Source organism: Cupriavidus sp. SS-3 (assembly GCF_035818815.1).
GTDB lineage: Bacteria > Pseudomonadota > Gammaproteobacteria > Burkholderiales > Burkholderiaceae > Cupriavidus > Cupriavidus taiwanensis_C.
The window spans coordinates 70,558-86,105 of the sequence record NZ_JAYLVT010000007.1; the positions used below are offsets into that span (position 1 = coordinate 70,558).

Annotated in this window: 14 protein-coding genes; 7 read left to right on the top strand and 7 right to left on the bottom strand. The window is 64.9% G+C overall.

The window, feature by feature from the left end:
* Positions 1–58: 58 nt before the first annotated feature.
* On the bottom strand, positions 59–1,093 hold the full coding sequence (locus tag U9J39_RS12945; RefSeq protein WP_116380007.1) for a putative 2-aminoethylphosphonate ABC transporter substrate-binding protein: 1,035 nt from the start codon (positions 1,091–1,093) through the stop codon (positions 59–61).
* A 264-nt stretch (positions 1,094–1,357) separates the two neighbouring features.
* On the opposite strand from U9J39_RS12945, the gene U9J39_RS12950 reads away from it, so the two are divergent.
* The 4 genes from U9J39_RS12950 to U9J39_RS12965 all read left to right on the top strand — a co-directional run bounded on the left by U9J39_RS12950 (position 1,358) and on the right by U9J39_RS12965 (position 5,948).
* Positions 1,358–2,074, top strand: coding sequence for a phosphonate utilization associated transcriptional regulator (locus tag U9J39_RS12950; RefSeq protein ID WP_115714214.1), 717 nt, complete (start codon positions 1,358–1,360; stop codon positions 2,072–2,074).
* Between the two features lie 71 nt (positions 2,075–2,145).
* The gene (gene phnA, locus U9J39_RS12955) at positions 2,146–3,408 is read left to right on the top strand and encodes a phosphonoacetate hydrolase (RefSeq protein ID WP_326347232.1); all 1,263 of its coding nucleotides are present in this window, start codon (positions 2,146–2,148) and stop codon (positions 3,406–3,408) included.
* 62 nt (positions 3,409–3,470) lie between these two features.
* Positions 3,471–4,934 carry a phosphonoacetaldehyde dehydrogenase gene (gene phnY / locus U9J39_RS12960; RefSeq protein ID WP_116314652.1) on the top strand — a complete coding sequence of 488 codons (1,464 nt, stop codon included), beginning with the start codon at positions 3,471–3,473 and terminating at the stop codon, positions 4,932–4,934.
* Positions 4,935–5,192: 258 nt separating this feature from the next.
* Positions 5,193–5,948, top strand: a complete 756-nt coding sequence (locus U9J39_RS12965; RefSeq protein WP_116314651.1) for a DeoR/GlpR family DNA-binding transcription regulator — start codon at positions 5,193–5,195, stop codon at positions 5,946–5,948.
* A 76-nt stretch (positions 5,949–6,024) separates the two neighbouring features.
* On the opposite strand, the gene U9J39_RS12970 is transcribed toward U9J39_RS12965, so the two are convergent.
* The 5 genes from U9J39_RS12970 to U9J39_RS12990 all read right to left on the bottom strand — a co-directional run bounded on the left by U9J39_RS12970 (position 6,025) and on the right by U9J39_RS12990 (position 10,901).
* Positions 6,025–6,939, bottom strand: a complete 915-nt coding sequence (locus U9J39_RS12970; protein ID WP_326347233.1) for an AraC family transcriptional regulator — start codon at positions 6,937–6,939, stop codon at positions 6,025–6,027.
* A 109-nt stretch (positions 6,940–7,048) separates the two neighbouring features.
* A complete protein-coding gene (locus U9J39_RS12975; protein WP_115712890.1) occupies positions 7,049–8,371 on the bottom strand; it encodes an aminotransferase-like domain-containing protein in 1,323 nt (440 codons plus the stop codon).
* A 103-nt stretch (positions 8,372–8,474) separates the two neighbouring features.
* Positions 8,475–9,470, bottom strand: coding sequence for a fatty acid desaturase (locus U9J39_RS12980; protein WP_326347234.1), 996 nt, complete (start codon positions 9,468–9,470; stop codon positions 8,475–8,477).
* Positions 9,404–9,832, bottom strand: coding sequence for a PaaI family thioesterase (locus U9J39_RS12985; RefSeq protein WP_326347235.1), 429 nt, complete (start codon positions 9,830–9,832; stop codon positions 9,404–9,406). Before U9J39_RS12985 ends, U9J39_RS12980 begins: the two co-directional genes overlap by 67 nt.
* A 331-nt stretch (positions 9,833–10,163) precedes the next feature.
* A complete protein-coding gene (locus U9J39_RS12990) occupies positions 10,164–10,901 on the bottom strand; it encodes a Phenylacetic acid catabolic protein (RefSeq protein ID WP_240991315.1) in 738 nt (245 codons plus the stop codon).
* Between the two features lie 428 nt (positions 10,902–11,329).
* Here U9J39_RS12990 and gdhA point away from each other — a divergent pair, with 428 nt between their 5' ends.
* On the top strand, positions 11,330–12,673 hold the full coding sequence (gdhA, locus tag U9J39_RS12995) for an NADP-specific glutamate dehydrogenase (RefSeq protein WP_116314646.1): 1,344 nt from the start codon (positions 11,330–11,332) through the stop codon (positions 12,671–12,673).
* Positions 12,674–12,764: 91 nt separating this feature from the next.
* Positions 12,765–13,070, top strand: coding sequence for a DUF1272 domain-containing protein (locus U9J39_RS13000; RefSeq protein WP_115712902.1), 306 nt, complete (start codon positions 12,765–12,767; stop codon positions 13,068–13,070).
* Here the strand turns inward: U9J39_RS13000 and U9J39_RS13005 are convergent.
* Positions 13,067–13,504 (bottom strand): phasin family protein, encoded by a 438-nt coding sequence (locus U9J39_RS13005; protein ID WP_115682821.1) that lies wholly within the window; start codon positions 13,502–13,504, stop codon positions 13,067–13,069. The genes U9J39_RS13000 and U9J39_RS13005 overlap by 4 nt on opposite strands.
* Before the next feature lie 282 nt (positions 13,505–13,786).
* Between U9J39_RS13005 and U9J39_RS13010 the strand changes: the two genes are divergently transcribed.
* Positions 13,787–15,328, top strand: coding sequence for a methyl-accepting chemotaxis protein (locus U9J39_RS13010; RefSeq protein WP_326347316.1), 1,542 nt, complete (start codon positions 13,787–13,789; stop codon positions 15,326–15,328).
* Positions 15,329–15,548 lie beyond the last annotated feature (220 nt).

The following is a 15,548-nucleotide window of genomic DNA, read 5'->3' on the forward strand; positions in this document are numbered from 1 at the left end:
GGCGCCGCCCGCCAGCGAGGCGGGCCGGCGGCGCCGGTACAAAACGGCGCTCAGGCGCTCAGGGCTGCTTCTCCGACTTGCTGGCGTAGCGCTTCTGCCATTCGGTCAGCACCCGCTCGCGGTTTTTGGCGATATAGCCGAAATCGTTCTTGACCAGCATCTGCTCGTAGTTGGCCGGGATGGTCTCGACCTTTCTCGCCACGCCGGGGTAGGCGACGATGGCCCAGTCCCTGGCGAACAGCTGGTTGGCTTCCTTGCTGGCGAGCCAGTCCAGGTAGCGTTGCGCGGCCTCCATCTTCTTCGTGCCCTTGACGATGCCGGCGGCCTCGATGTCGTAGCCCAGGCCCTCCTTGGGAAAGATCATCTCGATCGGCGCGCCCGCGGCCAGGGTCTTGTGCGCGCGCAGCTCGAACGAGATGCCGATCGGGAACTCGCCCGAGCCGGCCTGCTTGCAGGGCTTGGAGCCGGAATGCGTGTATTGCGCGATGTTCTCGTGCAGCGCGTCCATGTACTTCCAGCCTTCCTGCTCGCCGTAGAGCTGCAGCCAGGCGGTCACGTCGAGGAAGCCGGTGCCGGACGAGGCCGGGTTGGGCATCACGATGGTGCCCTTGTAGACCGGCTTGGCCAGGTCCTTCCAGGTCTCGGGGCGGGGCAGGTTGCGCTTCTTGGCCTCGATGGTGTTGAAGCAGATGGTCGCGCCCCACACATCCAGTCCCACCCATGACGGCGGCGTGGCCTTGTCGCTGTAGTCGCGCGTCAGCTTCTCGAAGCCCTTGGGGGTGTAGGGCGCGAGCATCCCTTCCTGCTTGAGCAGTTCCAGGCTCGACGCCGCCAGCCCGGCGATCACGTCGGCCTGCGGGTTGGCTTTCTCGGCCAGCGCCTTGGCGGTGATCACGCCGGTGGAATCGCGCACGTACTTCAGTTCGATATCGGGCGCCACCTTGGCGAAGCCCTCGGCATAGGGCTTGAGGGTCTCGGTCTCCCACGCCGTATAGACGGTGAGCGTGGTTTTCTGGGCCAGCGCGGTGCCGGAGGCGGCTAGCGCAAGCAGGGTGGCGGCGGTGCGCAGGGTGGTGGTGAAGGACGGTTGCATGGGGACTCCTTCCGGCATTGTAGGTGGAGAAATGTGTCAATGTGGTGAATCTGTTGCAATGCCACGGGGCACGCTGCACAACATAGAATCACCGTAAAACCCTTGTACTACAACACTTGCAAGACATGTGCCAAACTTTTGGCGCTTGCTTCGTCACCCCTCTGACTGCGCCGATGTCTTGATTGTTGACAATATACAAACCGCTTGCTTTAATGGCAATAAGGATTTTCGATACTGCTGAATCCGTCACAAACGGGAGTGTTCATGTCACGCCAAGCCCCGCTGGCGAGCGAAATCACCATCCTGCAGAGCCAGTCGCTGACCACCCTGGTGCAGCGCGAGCTGGAGCTGCGGATCATGTCCGGCGAACTGGCGCCCGGCGCCAAGCTCAATGAGATCGAAGTCGCCGGGCAGCTCAATGTGTCGCGCGGTCCGGTGCGCGAGGCGTTCCGGGCGCTGGAGCAGGCAGGCCTGCTACGCACCGAGAAGAACCGCGGCGTGTACGTGCGCGCCATCTCGGTGGAGGAAGCCGATGAGATCTATGAACTGCGCGCGGTGCTGGACGAATTCATCGGCCGGCAGCTGGCCGCGCGCATCACGCCCGAGAGCCTGCGCGAACTGCGCGCCCTGGTGGAGGCGCTCGACGCGGCGAGCCAGGCGCGCGATGTCGATGAATACACGCGGCTGAACCTGGCCTTCCACGACCGCATGGTCGAGCTGGCCGGCAACCGCAAGCTGCTGGAGACCTACCGGCGCCTGGTCAAGGAACTGACGCTGTTCCGGCGCGAGGCGCTGTCGCGCAGCCACGCCGCCATGCCCGATTCCACCCGCGAGCACCGCGCCATCGTCTCGGCGATTGCCGCGCGCGACGGCGAACTGGCCGCGCGCCTGATGCGCGAGCACGTCGAGCGCGGCCGCGCGCGCATGCATGCCGCGGTGGCCCCGTCGGCGACCAGCGACGGCGCCGATGCCGCGGCTTGACACTGATCCGGCCTGACCCAATCCAATTCAGCTACCGCCTTACCGACCGCGATCCCGCACAGGAACCGACCATGCCCGATACCAACGCCCGCACCATTACCGTCAACCAGCGCAGCTATCGCTGGATGCAGCAACCCGTCGTGGTGGTCTGCGTCGACGGCTGCGAGTTCGATTACCTGGAAGCCGCCGCGGCCAGCGGCGGCGCGCCTTACCTGAAGCGGCTGCTGGAAGCAGGCTCCGCCTTCCGCGGCGCCTGCGTGGTGCCCACTTTCACCAATCCCAACAACCTGTCCATCGTCTGCGGCGCGCCGCCCGCGGTGCACGGCATCTGCGGCAATTACTTCTTCGATCGCAGCGCCAATGGCGGGCGCGGCGAGGAAGTGATGATGAACGACCCGAAGTACCTGCGCGCCGGCACCATCCTGGCCGCCTTTGCCGAGGCCGGCGCCAGCGTGGCGGTGGTCACCGCCAAGGACAAGCTGCGCCGGCTGCTGGGCCACGGCATGCAGGGCATCTGCTTCTCGTCGGAGAAGGCCGACCAGGCCACGGTGGCGGAAAACGGCATCGACGGCGTGCTCGAACTGGTGGGCATGCCGGTGCCGGACGTCTACAGCGCCGAGCTGTCCGAGTTCGTCTTCGCCGCTGGCGTGCGCCTGATGGAAACGCGCCGCCCGGACCTGATGTACCTGTCCACCACCGACTATATCCAGCACAAGTTCGCGCCCGGCTCGGACGGTGCCAATGCCTTCTACGCAATGATGGACAAGTACCTGGCGCGGCTGGACCAACTCGGCTGCGTGGTGGCGCTGACCGCCGACCACGGCATGAACGCCAAGCATGACGACGCCACCAAGGCGCCCAACGTGATCTACCTGCAGGACCAGCTGGATGCCTGGCTGGGCCGCGGCGTGGAAGACGGCGGCGCGCGCGTGATCTTGCCGATCACCGACCCGTACGTGGTCCACCACGGCGCGCTGGGATCGTACGCCACCATCTACTTGCCCGACGATGCCGACGCTGCCGCGATCCAGGCGCGCCTGTCGGACCTGCAGGGCGTGGGAAGCGTGCTGACCAACGCCGACGCGTGCGCGCGCTTCGAGCTGCCGCCCGACCGCGTCGGCGACCTGGTGGTCACCAGCGACAAGCACGTGGTGCTGGGCACCAGCCGCAGCCGCCATGACCTGTCCGGCCTCGACGCGCCGCTGCGCTCGCATGGCGGCGTGTCGGAGCAGACCGTGCCGCTGGTGTTCAACCGCGCCACCGCCGGCATTCCCGGCAAAGCCGTGCTGCGCAATTTCGACATCTTCGATGTCGCGCTGAACCACCTGCACTGAACGCCCGCATCGTATCTGGCGGTTCGAGCCGCTGCCTGACCCGCATCTACCGGAGGAGACTCATGAACGCCCCCCAATTTCCCGCTGGCGCCGTCAGCCCCCATTTCCGCGCCGAAGCGCTGCGCATCGACGGCCAGAAGATCGTGCGCGAGCGCGTCATCGAAGTGCGCAACCCGTTTGACGGATCGCTGGTGGGCACCGTGCCCAAGGCCACGCTCGAGGACGTGCGCCGCGCCTTCGAGGTGGGCCAGGCCTACCGCGCCACGCTGACCCGCTACGAGCGCGCCGCCATCCTGAACCGCGCCGCGGCCTTGCTGCGCGAGCGCACCGAGGAGGCCTCGGACCTGATCACGCTCGAGTCCGGCCTGTCCAAGAAGGATTCCCTGTACGAGATCGGCCGCGTCGCCGACGTGCTGGGCTTTGCCGCCACCGAGGCGCTGCGCGACGACGGCCAGCTGTTCTCGTGCGACCTGACGCCGCACGGCAAGAAGCGCCGCGTGATGACGCAGCGCGAGCCGCTGATGGGCGTGATCAGCGCCATCACGCCGTTCAACCACCCGATGAACCAGGTCGCGCACAAGGTCGCGCCATCGATCGCCACCAACAACCGCATGGTGCTCAAGCCATCGGAAAAGGTGCCGCTGTCGGCGTTCTACCTCGCCGACCTGCTGTACGAAGCCGGCCTGCCGCCGCAGATGTTCCAGGTGGTCACCGGCGACCCGCGCGAGATCGCCGACGAGCTGATCACACACCCGGCAGTGGACCTGGTCACCTTCACCGGCGGCGTCGCGATCGGCAAGTACATCGCCAGCAAGGCCGGCTACAAGCGCGTGGTGCTGGAACTCGGCGGCAACGACCCGCTGATCGTGCTCGACGACGCCGACCTGGATCGTGCCTCCGACCTGGCGGTGCAGGGCTCGTACAAGAACTCCGGCCAGCGCTGCACCGCGGTCAAGCGCATGCTGGTGCACCAGGCCGTGGCGGCGCGCTTTACCGAACTGGTGGTGGAGAAGACCCGCGCCTGGAAGTACGGCGACCCGATGGACCGCGGTGTCGACATGGGCACCGTTATCGACGAGCAGGCCGCGCAGCTGTTCGAGGCCCGCGTCAACGAGGCGGTGGCGCAGGGCGCGCGGCTGCTGGTCGGCAACCAGCGCAACGGCGCCAGCTATGCGCCCACGGTGCTGGACCGCGTCGATCCGTCGATGACGGTGGTGCGCGAGGAAACCTTCGGTCCGGTTTCGCCCATCATCACCTTCCGCGATGTGGACGATGCCATCCGGATTTCCAACGGCACCGCGTTCGGGCTGTCGTCGGGGGTGTGCACCAACAATATCGAGGCCTTCACCAAAATCGCCAATGCGCTGCATGTGGGCACCGTCAACCTGTGGGAGGTGCCTGGCTACCGGATCGAACTGACGCCGTTCGGCGGGATCAAGGACTCGGGGCTGGGCTACAAGGAGGGGGTGCAGGAGGCGGCGAAGAGCTTTACCAATTTGAAGACGATTACGTTGCCGTGGGGGTGAATCAAGGCTGAAACCGCTGCGGGTTTGCTCCCCTCTTCCGCGCGCGGGAGAGGGGCCGGGGGTGAGGGCGGGCGGTGCAATAGCGAGGGCCTTTACTACGTGACGCTCCCGCCCTCACCCCAACCCTCTCCCGCAAGCGGGAGAGGGAGCACCCAGGCGGTTACGGGAAGGGCCGTCGCAGTTTCGCGCAAGGTCGCTCGGGGGGGCCCTGGCTGCGCTAGAATCAGCCCCCAAGTCCCCGACCCTTCCGGAGTCCCCGTGCTCGCCGAACAACGGCAGAAATATATCCTCGACCAGCTGTCCGCGACCGGCGCGCTGGCCATCAGCGAGCTGGTGAGCGAGCTTGACGTATCGCGCGAGACCATCCGCCGCGACCTCAATGCGCTGGCCACGCGCGGGCTGCTGGTGCTGACCCATGGCGGCGCGCTGGCGCCGGACCGGACCGAGCCCGATACCCAGACCCGCGCGCAGGTCAATGCCGAGGGCAAGCGCGCCATCGGCGTGCGCGCGGCCGAGCTGGTGCGCGACGGCGCCTCGCTGATCCTGGACTACGGCACCACCACGCATGCGGTGGCGCAGGCGCTGCACGGGCACCATAACCTGCTGGTCTACACCAACGACCTGGCCATCGCCCAGCTGCTGGGCCGGCGCAACGGCAACCGCGTGATCGTGCTGGGTGGCGAGCTGCAGGACAACGAAGACGCCACCCATGGCTGGGACACCATCGAGCAGCTGTCGCGCTACCACACGGACTTCGCCTTTATCGGCATCGGCGGCATCACGCCGCGCGGCGAGATCTGCGATTTCTCCCGCGCCGCGGCGGAGCTGCGCAGCCGCATGCTGCTGGCGGCCGACGTGGCCTGCGTGGTCGCCGACCACACCAAGTTCGGCCGCAACACCGGCGTCACCATCAAGCATGCCGAACTGGCCGCCTGGGTGATTACCGACATGGCGCCGGAGCCGGAGCTGGGCGCGGTTTTGAAGGAACGCGGGACGAAGCTGCTGATTGCCTGAGCTGCCGGTGCCTTGGCGCTCTGGAGATAATCCTCGCCTCACCGTTTGTGCGAAGGCAAGTGGGGCTTCTAATGCGTCAAGCGATTCCGGCAATTTCGTCCTGCCTGCACGCCATTCGATAGGCGGATGGCGTGACGCCGCAGATCTTCTTGAACTGCTTGGTGAACTGGGCATTGTCGCCAAAGCCGCAGGCTAGCGCCACATCTTCAATCGAAAGCTCGTCACGGCGCAAGGTGGCGCAGGCATATTCGATACGCTTATGCAAGACGTAGCGATAGGGCGGCAGGCCAGTGGCGTCCTTGAACACGCGAGTGAAATAGTAAGGGCTGAGCCCTGCCTGCCGGGCCAAGGCCTCCAAAGTTATCCGATGCGTGAGATGCGCTTCTATGTACTCATCCAGCCATTTCATGCGCGCGATAGTCAACGCCGGTATTCGGCCGCTACCGCGAGGTCCTTTGCCGTAGCATGTCACGATATGCGCTGCTACCAGGCGTGCATACGTCTCACCGATCAGCGCGCCGTGTGGATTGCCGTTACGCAGTTCCTGGTCGAGCGCCTCGAAGGCGTTGAGCACGAAGTTGTCCGGCGCCTGGGCAAAGGTTGGCACACCGGCAAAGCCTGTAACGCCTAGCTCGTCGGCGACTTCGCGCAGCGTGCAGTCATGCAGCGTCATGAGGCACAGGCTGCCTAGCGGACGCACATAGCGCACGCTGTGACCGCATCCGTTTGGCACATAGGCTGTGGAACCGCGACGCTGCACTTCAGTACGCAGCCTGCCGTCGATGCGGCGCTCCGCGATCGAGAGCGGATTGAGCTTGACCATCAGATAGTGCCCGTCAATGGCGTGCTCACCGGTCTGGAAAAGTGCATCGTCGCGCCGCTCGAAATACAACGCTTTCCAGTCGTACGTCGTGCTGCTGCGCACAGGCGCGACGGAAAATAGCGAGGCATGGTGGTCCGGATTGCGGAAATCGAGCTTGCGCACCGTCATCGGGACAGTCCTTTAGGTATGTGCTCGATTTTACCAACGCGCCAACAGTGCTCAATGGCCGTGAAGCGGGGAGATCCACTGGAAAATTCACGCTTTCAGGTATGAATTTTCAGTTTTTGAGCCTGCGCATTCCGAACGCCGAAATGGCCGAAGGCAGAGTGCCGTTGCAGGTAGCGCGCAGCGCCTGGGCCAGTCTGGAGGCGCCGATGTCAGCGGACTCGGCGTCGACGGTCGAGTACGACAAGCGCAGGGTATTACGTTCGGGAGTATCGGCAAAGAATGCGGCGCCCGGCACGAAGACTACGCCGGCTTGGATAGCGGCCTGCAGCACCCGGGCGGCGTCTACCTGCGGTGCGAATCGGGCCCACAGGAACATCCCGCCCTCCGGCGCGTTGAAATGGATAGCCTCGCCCAGGTGGCGGTGCAGTCCGGCAATCAGCGCGTCGCGTCGCTCACGGTAGGCGTTGCGCAGCAGCTCGAATCGAGGCTGCAATCGTCCGTTGGCCAGGTACTCCGCAATGAGCTGCTGGGAGAGGCTGCACGTGTGCAGGTCGATCGCCTGCTTAACCAGTGCAGCGTGGTCGAACACCGCCGGGGGTAATACCATCCAGCCGGCGCGCAGGCCAGGGGACAGGATCTTGGAAAACGACGATAGGTAAAGCACGCGACATTGCGCAGCACTTCCCGCAGCGAGCGCCACGATGCTGGCGACGGGTTTGCCGCAGAGTCGCAATTCGCCATAGGGATCGTCCTCGATGATGTAGGTTCCGTTGGAACCGGCAACGTGGGCGAGCCGCTGCCGCCGTTCCAGGGAGAGTGTGCGCCCGCTCGGATTGCCGAAATTCGGGACGACGTAAATGGCCTTGACCGGATGACGCGAGGCATAGGACTCGATCCAGTCCACATCGATGCCCGCTTCATCGGATGGCACGGAGACAATGTTGGCCTCGGCAAGGCCGAATGCCTGCAGCGCCGCCAGATACGATGGCCGTTCCACCAGCACCGTGTCGCCGGGGTTGAGCAGAGTACGCGCCGCGACATCCAGGCCTTGTTGCGAGCCAGATGTGACCAGGATGCCAGCCGGACTTGCGGCGATACCGCGATGCCGCAGCAGGTGCATGATCTGTTCGCGCAGTGCAGGTTCGCCTTCGGTCAGTCCGTACTGGAACGCGGACGTAGCGCCGCTGTCCACGACTGCGGCAAGCGATTCGCGTAGGCCTGCCGCATCGAACAGGTCCGACGCAGGGATGCCACCTGCAAGTGAGATAACGCCGGGAATCTTGCTGTACTTCAGCAGGTCCCGCACAGCGGAACTCTGCACCCTGCCTATGCGACTGGCGAAGCCCTCCGCATCGGGGAGTTTAGCGGAGGGGCGTAAATGGGCGTTCGGGAGGATCTCGGCGGCAACATTGGCAGTCTGTTTGGTGTCCATGTGGAGGGGAGTTTCGGAAGTCGCGGAAGGGGAAGGGATGAAGCGGCCGCTCCGGCTACGGCCATTGGCAGCAGGGTGTGGGAGTCGGCCATTGAACTCTCTCCTAGAGCGCGGTAAGCGAGTCGAACGTCGGCTCGCTGGCTGCAATCGGTGCGGCCCCATGGGCGAGATAGTCCACCGGGATCTCGCTCATGGGCCGCAGTGCGTTATTGACCGCCGCGCAGAACCCCCACGTCTCGCTATGCAGCGGACGATTCTGGGCGATCCATTCGGGTCGCACATAGAGTGTGTTGGTCCAGTCGCCGCGCGGGTTGCTGTGGTGATAATCATGTACGGGCATATCCCCTGGCACTACGAGCAGGCGCAGCGGCAGGAACCAGCACAGCATGCGTAGCCACCAGCCCACGCGTTGCAGTACAGGCCAGACGGCGCTTCCGCATCGACAGGGATAGGGACATCCCATGAAGCGTGCGGAGGTCTGCTGCTGCAGCCATGCGATTCTGCGATCGTCCGCCCCTTGCAGGCGGAACCACTTGTGCTCGCCGGCAAAGGTCAGCAGGGCCGCATTCTGGAAGCCGACTGTGAGCGGAATTGCCCATGCCACCAGAAAGACAGGCCAGAGGTTGAACCATGTCAACGCGCATCCGGCAGCGGCATAGACAAGGATGGCCGTCATGCGACGCAGCGGCCGCGCACCGACGAAGTTGGCGCGGGCACGCGCCAACGTGTAGCGCAAATGAAAGCGTGGTTTTACCAGCGCCCAGCCGACGGCCAGCCAAAGCGACTCCAATTGACGCCCGGGGCGAAGACCGATGCTGTAAAGCACATCGGCGTCGGGGTCCCCTTTGCCGGAGAAGTAGCGTGCATGGTGATCGATTGCGTGATCCTCGCGGAATTGCTCATATGGCAACGTCAATAGCAGCAACGACACGACGTCGACAAACATCCTGTTCACGCTTGCCCGACGAGAAAATGTCTCATGGATACCTGCATGGCAGATCACCAGGAAGAATTTGCGCGCAGCATGTACGGTCAGGAGCCAGCCTGGCAGCAGCGCGAGCCACGAAGCGCCGCCCCCGTGCGCCGCACCACGCGGCACTCGAGCGTCGGGAGCGCGATGCGCACCGGTTTCATGAAATCAATCGACAGGTGTACCGTTCCGCACGTGCGACCGCGAAACTGCAGGATGCCGGCGGTCGATATGCCACAGTCGATCATTCCAGCGATCACTGCACCGTTGAGCGCCGATGTGCCAAGCCCTCCCAAGTGAGAATCGAGTTGCCGCACCAGCCGGAGCCGGACGACGGCAGGATCGGCCAGATCAAGCTCCGCGCCTATGTGGCGCAGCACCGGCAGCGCGTTTAGGCGCTGCTGCCACTGCGCGCGATCCTTGGCGGCAACGGGCAGGCGCAGCCCTTGTGCCTGGGACTGCGAACGTTCCTGGCTGGCGACGAAGCTCATGTCAGAATTTCCTCGGAGGTGGATGCCGTTTGCCGGGGCGGAGGCACCGTGCCGGTACTTTTAGCTGACCTGTCCGCGGCCATTTGCCCTGGCGTCTTCCGATAAGGTGACCAAATGAACTGGCGCCAGTAAGACTCGGCGACCTCCACCCACGTGCGCAGGGTTTCCGTTGATGCCAGGGAGCACGCCAGGCTGACGATGAGCCAGCTGTAGACCGCCTGGCTGTCGCGGCAGCCTTCACAGTGGCCTGGGCAAGGAGCTCAGGCAAACGCTCGGCGATCAGATGCTTGCGTCGCTGGTGCAGCGAATCTGTTTCGCTCATGGCGTCTCCTCAGACAAACGCGCGGTTGGCCATCGAGTCCGGCACGTGCAAGCCCATCGCCGCCAGGCGCGGCACCGTCTTCTTGATGAACTGATTGCGCAAGGCCTCGTTGCTTGTCTTGCGTAGGCCCCACTTGAGGTAGAGCCGCGAGCGCTGGGAGTCGGAGCGCCCGAACAGATCGAGCAGGTGCGGCCACAGCCGGCTCAAGGCCTGCTGAGCGGCAATGCGACCTTCATCTGTCATGCAGGCGTCCTTGACAATGCGGTAGCCATGCGCGACGTGGGTATGCTCATCGCTGATGATTTGCTTGATGAAGATGTCGGCGAACGGCTTGTAGCTGCAGTCGGCAAATTCGAGGAGGTGCTCCAGCACGACTGCCTCGCCAATGAACGAGAAGATGCCGCGCTCCATCCAGTTCCTGACTCCTCGCACCAGCTCGTTCGGGTAGTAAGGACGCTCCAGAAAATGTTGGCGGAGCATGTAACTCGTGTCGACGCCGAGTTCGGCAAGCACGTCGGCACTAAGGCGGTAATGTTGGATCTCCTCGGATGCTCGCTCGCAGCAAACCTGCTTCTCGAAGGCATCCGGCGCCAGGTTGTAAAAGATCTGCGTATAGTCGTCCGCGCCCGTAAGCTCGCCTTCCGTATGCACGAGCATCAGCCGTTTGGCGAGCTCCTGATACTCTGACGGCATGTTGCGAAAGTCAGACGCATTCCGGACAGACCCCGGTCCGGCGAGTATCTCCATTTCATGCTGTGCGGTTGTTGCTGCCCTCATTTCTCCCTCTCGTTCTTTAGGTTGTGACGAGCGGAGTGTAGGGAGCAGTGACTAATGCCATGAGTGCAGGAATGCCACCTTTGTGCTTTATTGCCTTGATTATTTCGGAATACAGATTTAGGGGTGACTTAAGGGCTATGTCCGCTGATCGCACGCAAATCCGTGCGCCCTCGCACCAAATTGCGGCTTTGACGCCGCTGTCACAGGTGTTTTGACTGTCCTGTGCCCCATGGCGGTGCTAAAGTGCTGGGTTGTCGGACCGGCACGGTCAGCCGTGCCCGTCCGATAAACCGGAGGCGACCCACCTTCCATCGGCGCAACGCCACACGGCACCGCAGACCGGCATCCAGCCGGCAAGGCTGCCGCATCCTGCCACTCCAGCACAGCAAGAGACATCCGTGAATTCTCCTTCCCTTGAAGCATTTCTGGCGGGGGTTGCCCGCCGCGACCCCAATCAACCCGAATTCCTCCAGGCCGTGAAGGAAGTCATGATGACGCTGTGGCCGTTCGTCGAGCGCAATCCGCGCTACGCCGACCAGGCCCTGCTCGAGCGGCTGGTGGAGCCCGAGCGCGTGATCCAGTTCCGCGTGGCATGGACCGACGACCAGAACCGCGTGCAGGTCAACCGCGCCTTCCGCGTGCAGCACAGCTCGGCCATCGGCCCGTTCAAGGGCGGCATGCGCTTCCACCCCACCGTGAACCTGTCGGTGCTGAAGTTCCTGGGGTTCGAGCAGACCTTCAAGAACGCGCTGACCACGCTGCCCATGGGCGGCGGCAAGGGCGGCTCGGACTTCGATCCCAAGGGCAAGTCGGACGGTGAAGTGATGCGCTTCTGCCAGGCGCTGGTGACCGAGCTGTTCCGCCACCTGGGCCCGGATACCGACATCCCGGCCGGCGACATCGGCGTGGGCGCGCGCGAGGTCGGCTTCATGGCCGGCATGATGAAGAAGCTGTCGAACCAGTCGGCCTGCGTGTTTACCGGCAAGGGCCTGGCCTACGGCGGCAGCCTGATGCGCCCCGAGGCGACGGGCTACGGCACGGTCTACTTCGCGCAGGAAATGCTGCACCGTCGCGGGCGTGGCTTCGACGGGCTGCGCGTGCTGATCTCCGGCTCGGGCAATGTGGCGCAGTACGCGGCCGAGAAGGCGATCGAGCTCGGCGCCAAGGTGCTGACGCTGTCCGATTCCGGCGGCGTGCTGCACTACCCGCAGGGCATGACCACCGAGCAACTGGCCGAAGTCATGGCCTTCAAGAATGAAGAGCGCGGCCGCCTGTCGGACTTTGCCGCCCGCCACGGCATGAGCTTCGAAGCCGGCCGCACCCCGTGGCACGTGCCCGCCGACGTGGCGCTGCCGTGCGCCACCCAGAACGAACTCGACGGCAACGATGCCGAGACCCTGCTGGGCAATGGCGTGATCTGCGTGGCCGAAGGCGCCAACATGCCGTCGACGCTGGAGGCGGTGGACCGCTTTGTCGACGCCAGGATCCTGTACGCGCCGGGCAAGGCCAGCAACGCCGGCGGCGTCGCGACTTCGGGCCTGGAGATGTCGCAGAACGCGATGCGCCTGTCCTGGCACCATGCCGAGGTCGACGAGAAGCTGCACGCGATCATGAAGGACATCCACCAGAATTGCATCCACCACGGCCAGAAGGCGGATGGCTACATCAACTACGTGGAAGGCGCGAACATCGCCGGCTTCGTCAAGGTGGCCGACGCCATGCTGGCGCAAGGCGTGATCTGACCTGAAGCAGCGGCCGGCGCCATGCCGGCCGCGCGGAATCCGGCTACGATGGCGGTCCCGAACCGCTCATCCAGAAAAGGAGCCATGCGCCATGCTGGAACTCAGACCAGGCTGCGAACACTGCAACAAGCCCCTGCCGCCGGATTCCGCCGAAGCGCGCATCTGCTCGTTCGAATGCACCTTCTGCGCGGGCTGCGTCGAACTGCTCGGCAATGTCTGCCCGAACTGCGGGGGTGGTTTCGCGCCCCGGCCGGTGCGACCGGCGCGCGACTGGAAGAACGGCAACTACCTGGGCAACAACCCGGCCAGTACCAAGGTCAAGCACCGGCCGGTGGACCTGGCCGCGCATGCCCGCCTGGTCGAGGCGGTGGGGCAGGTCCCGCCTGAGCGGCGCTAGCCGCGGGGTTTGGTTTTCGGCTGGAGAATTTCCCCGGCCTCCTTCACGTTCTGTTCGGCGCGCTTGCTGATCACGGCAAGCGCCTCGGCTTGCGCCTTCTGCGCGGTCTCGGCCAGCGCGCGCATGTTCTCCAGCGCCTGGTGCAGCTGCTGCTGCACGAACTCGCTGTGCCTGGCCATGGCCTCTGCCGGATTGCTCGCCGTGCCGTACTGCTGGGCGGCCGCCTGCAACTGCTGCATGGTCTGGGCGAAAATTTCCTGCTGCTTCCTCACGATGGCCTGCATGCCTTCATAGGCCAGCCGGTTGGCCTCGGCCAGGGCTTCGATGTCCTTGCGGCGCGCTTCGACCACCGCGCTCATGTCCACGCCCGGCAGGCGGAACTGTTCCATCATCCTGGTGAAATCGGCAAAGGGATTGGGAGGCGTGGTGGCCATGCTGGGTCTCCTGGTGGAAGGACTGGCAGGTCGGCCGGCGGCGGGGACGGCGTGTCCCTTTTGGCCGGGATCCTGTCCACTATAGCCGGTATCCGCACACTTCTGGCCGTCAATCGAGGAAGACCCTAAAGTTACCGCCGCCCCTGCCGTTGGCATCCATAGCCCGCCTGTGCGTCGGCCCGACCCGGCCCGCCCGCGGACGATGAGAGCGAAGAGCGCTGCGCCGACCCAGGCCGTGCGCGGCAGCACTTCGCCATGACCAATGCTAATCAGGTAGAAGAAATGAAGAATCTAGGTATCGGGGTTCGCCTCGGCATCGGTTTTGGGGTGGTATTGCTGCTTGCGGCGCTGATGACGGGCTTGGGCATGCTGCGGCTGCAGCAGGTGGCCGAGCGCACCCACGCGATGATGCAGCAGCCGCTGACCAAGGAGCGGCTGGTCAGCGACTGGTACCGCCTCATGCATACCAGCGTGCGCCGCACCACCGCGGTGGCGCGCAGCGCCGACCCGTCGCTGGGCCAGTTCTTTGCCGCCGAGACCAAGGCCTCGATCGAAGGCATTGCCCAGTTGCGCGACAAGCTGCAGCCGATGCTCAGCTCGGAGCAGGAAAAGGCCGCGTTCCAGAAGATCCTGAGCGTGCGCGACCCGTACAACAGCGGGCGCGACAAGATCACGAAGCTCAAGCAGGAAGGTTTGACCGAGGAAGCCAACCAGGTGCTGGAGAAAGAGTTCGTGCCCGCCGGCGACGCCTACCTGGCCGAGATCCAGAAGCTGCTCGACATCCAGCGCGCCAGCATCGACGCCACCGCGCGCGAGATCAACGCCATCTACGTCAACGCGCGCAACAGCCTGATCGGGCTGGGCGTGGTGGTGCTGGGCATCGGCATTGGGTTCGCGTTCTGGCTCACCATCGGCATTACGCGTCCGCTGCATCGCGCCGTGGCGGTGGCGCGCACGGTGGCGTCGGGCGACCTGACCAGCCGCATCGACGTCGACAGCCGCGACGAAACCGGCCAGCTGCTGCAGGCACTGGCGGACATGAACGCCAATATCCTGCGTATCGTGCGCCAGGTGCGCGCCGGCACCGAGTCGATCGTGTCGGGCACCAGCCAGATCGCCGCCGGCAACACCGACCTGTCGCAGCGCACCGAGGAACAGGCCTCGTCGCTGCAGCAGACCGCGGCCAGCATGGAAGAGCTGACCAGCATCGTGCGCCAGAACGCCGACAACGCGCGCCAGGCCAGCACGCTCGCGGTCAACGCCTCCGATATCGCGGCCAAGGGCGGCGAAGTCGCGGGCAAGGTGGCCGAGACCATGGAAGAGATCAACGGCGCGTCGAGGAAGGTGGTCGACATCATCGCCGTGATCGAGGGCATTGCGTTCCAGACCAATATCCTGGCGCTGAACGCCGCGGTGGAAGCCGCGCGCGCCGGCGAGCAGGGCCGCGGCTTTGCCGTGGTGGCGGGCGAAGTGCGCACGCTGGCGCAACGCAGCGCGACCGCGGCCAAGGAGATCAAGGCGCTGATCGGCGATTCGGTCGACCGCGTCGAAAAGGGCTCGATGCTGGTGACGCAGTCGGGCCAGACCATGGAAGAGATCGTCGCGGCCGTCAAGCGCGTGACCGACATCATGGGCGAGATCAGCGCGGCGTCGGCCGAGCAGAGCTCGGGCATCGAGCAGGTGAACCAGGCGGTGACGCAGATGGATACGGTGACGCAGCAGAACGCGGCACTGGTGGAAGAGGCCGCGGCGGCGGCGGGTTCGCTCGAGGAGCAGGCGCAGCGGCTGAAGGAGGCGGTGGCGACGTTCAGGCTGGCGGCCTGAGGGGCTTGCTGCAGTTTTCCCCTCTCCCCTCAGCGGAGAGGGGCGCGCCCTCCGAGCGGATGTGATCCGTCGGTGGCACTTGCCGGCCACCCGGCAGCGGATTCCTGTCCCCATTTTTTGAGGCGCGGCCCGGACGGCACCGTTCAGGTGCAATGGACGCCATCCGACTGCACAAGCCCGTGATCAGCCCAATTTTCTGCCCGATTGCCGCCCCGGATGC

What these genes read in the sequence shown, in the direction of transcription:
- U9J39_RS12945 (WP_116380007.1), bottom strand. Translation starts at nt 1,093, where the DNA reads ATGCAACCGTCCTTCACCACCACCCTGCGCACCGCCGCCACCCTGCTT.
- U9J39_RS12950 (WP_115714214.1), top strand. Translation starts at nt 1,358, where the DNA reads ATGTCACGCCAAGCCCCGCTGGCGAGCGAAATCACCATCCTGCAGAGC.
- phnA (WP_326347232.1), top strand. Translation starts at nt 2,146, where the DNA reads ATGCCCGATACCAACGCCCGCACCATTACCGTCAACCAGCGCAGCTAT.
- phnY (WP_116314652.1), top strand. Translation starts at nt 3,471, where the DNA reads ATGAACGCCCCCCAATTTCCCGCTGGCGCCGTCAGCCCCCATTTCCGC.
- U9J39_RS12970 (WP_326347233.1), bottom strand. Translation starts at nt 6,939, where the DNA reads ATGACGGTGCGCAAGCTCGATTTCCGCAATCCGGACCACCATGCCTCG.
- U9J39_RS12975 (WP_115712890.1), bottom strand. Translation starts at nt 8,371, where the DNA reads ATGGACACCAAACAGACTGCCAATGTTGCCGCCGAGATCCTCCCGAAC.
- U9J39_RS12985 (WP_326347235.1), bottom strand. Translation starts at nt 9,832, where the DNA reads ATGAGCTTCGTCGCCAGCCAGGAACGTTCGCAGTCCCAGGCACAAGGG.
- U9J39_RS12990 (WP_240991315.1), bottom strand. Translation starts at nt 10,901, where the DNA reads ATGGAGATACTCGCCGGACCGGGGTCTGTCCGGAATGCGTCTGACTTT.
- U9J39_RS13000 (WP_115712902.1), top strand. Translation starts at nt 12,765, where the DNA reads ATGCTGGAACTCAGACCAGGCTGCGAACACTGCAACAAGCCCCTGCCG.
- U9J39_RS13005 (WP_115682821.1), bottom strand. Translation starts at nt 13,504, where the DNA reads ATGGCCACCACGCCTCCCAATCCCTTTGCCGATTTCACCAGGATGATG.
- U9J39_RS13010 (WP_326347316.1), top strand. Translation starts at nt 13,787, where the DNA reads ATGAAGAATCTAGGTATCGGGGTTCGCCTCGGCATCGGTTTTGGGGTG.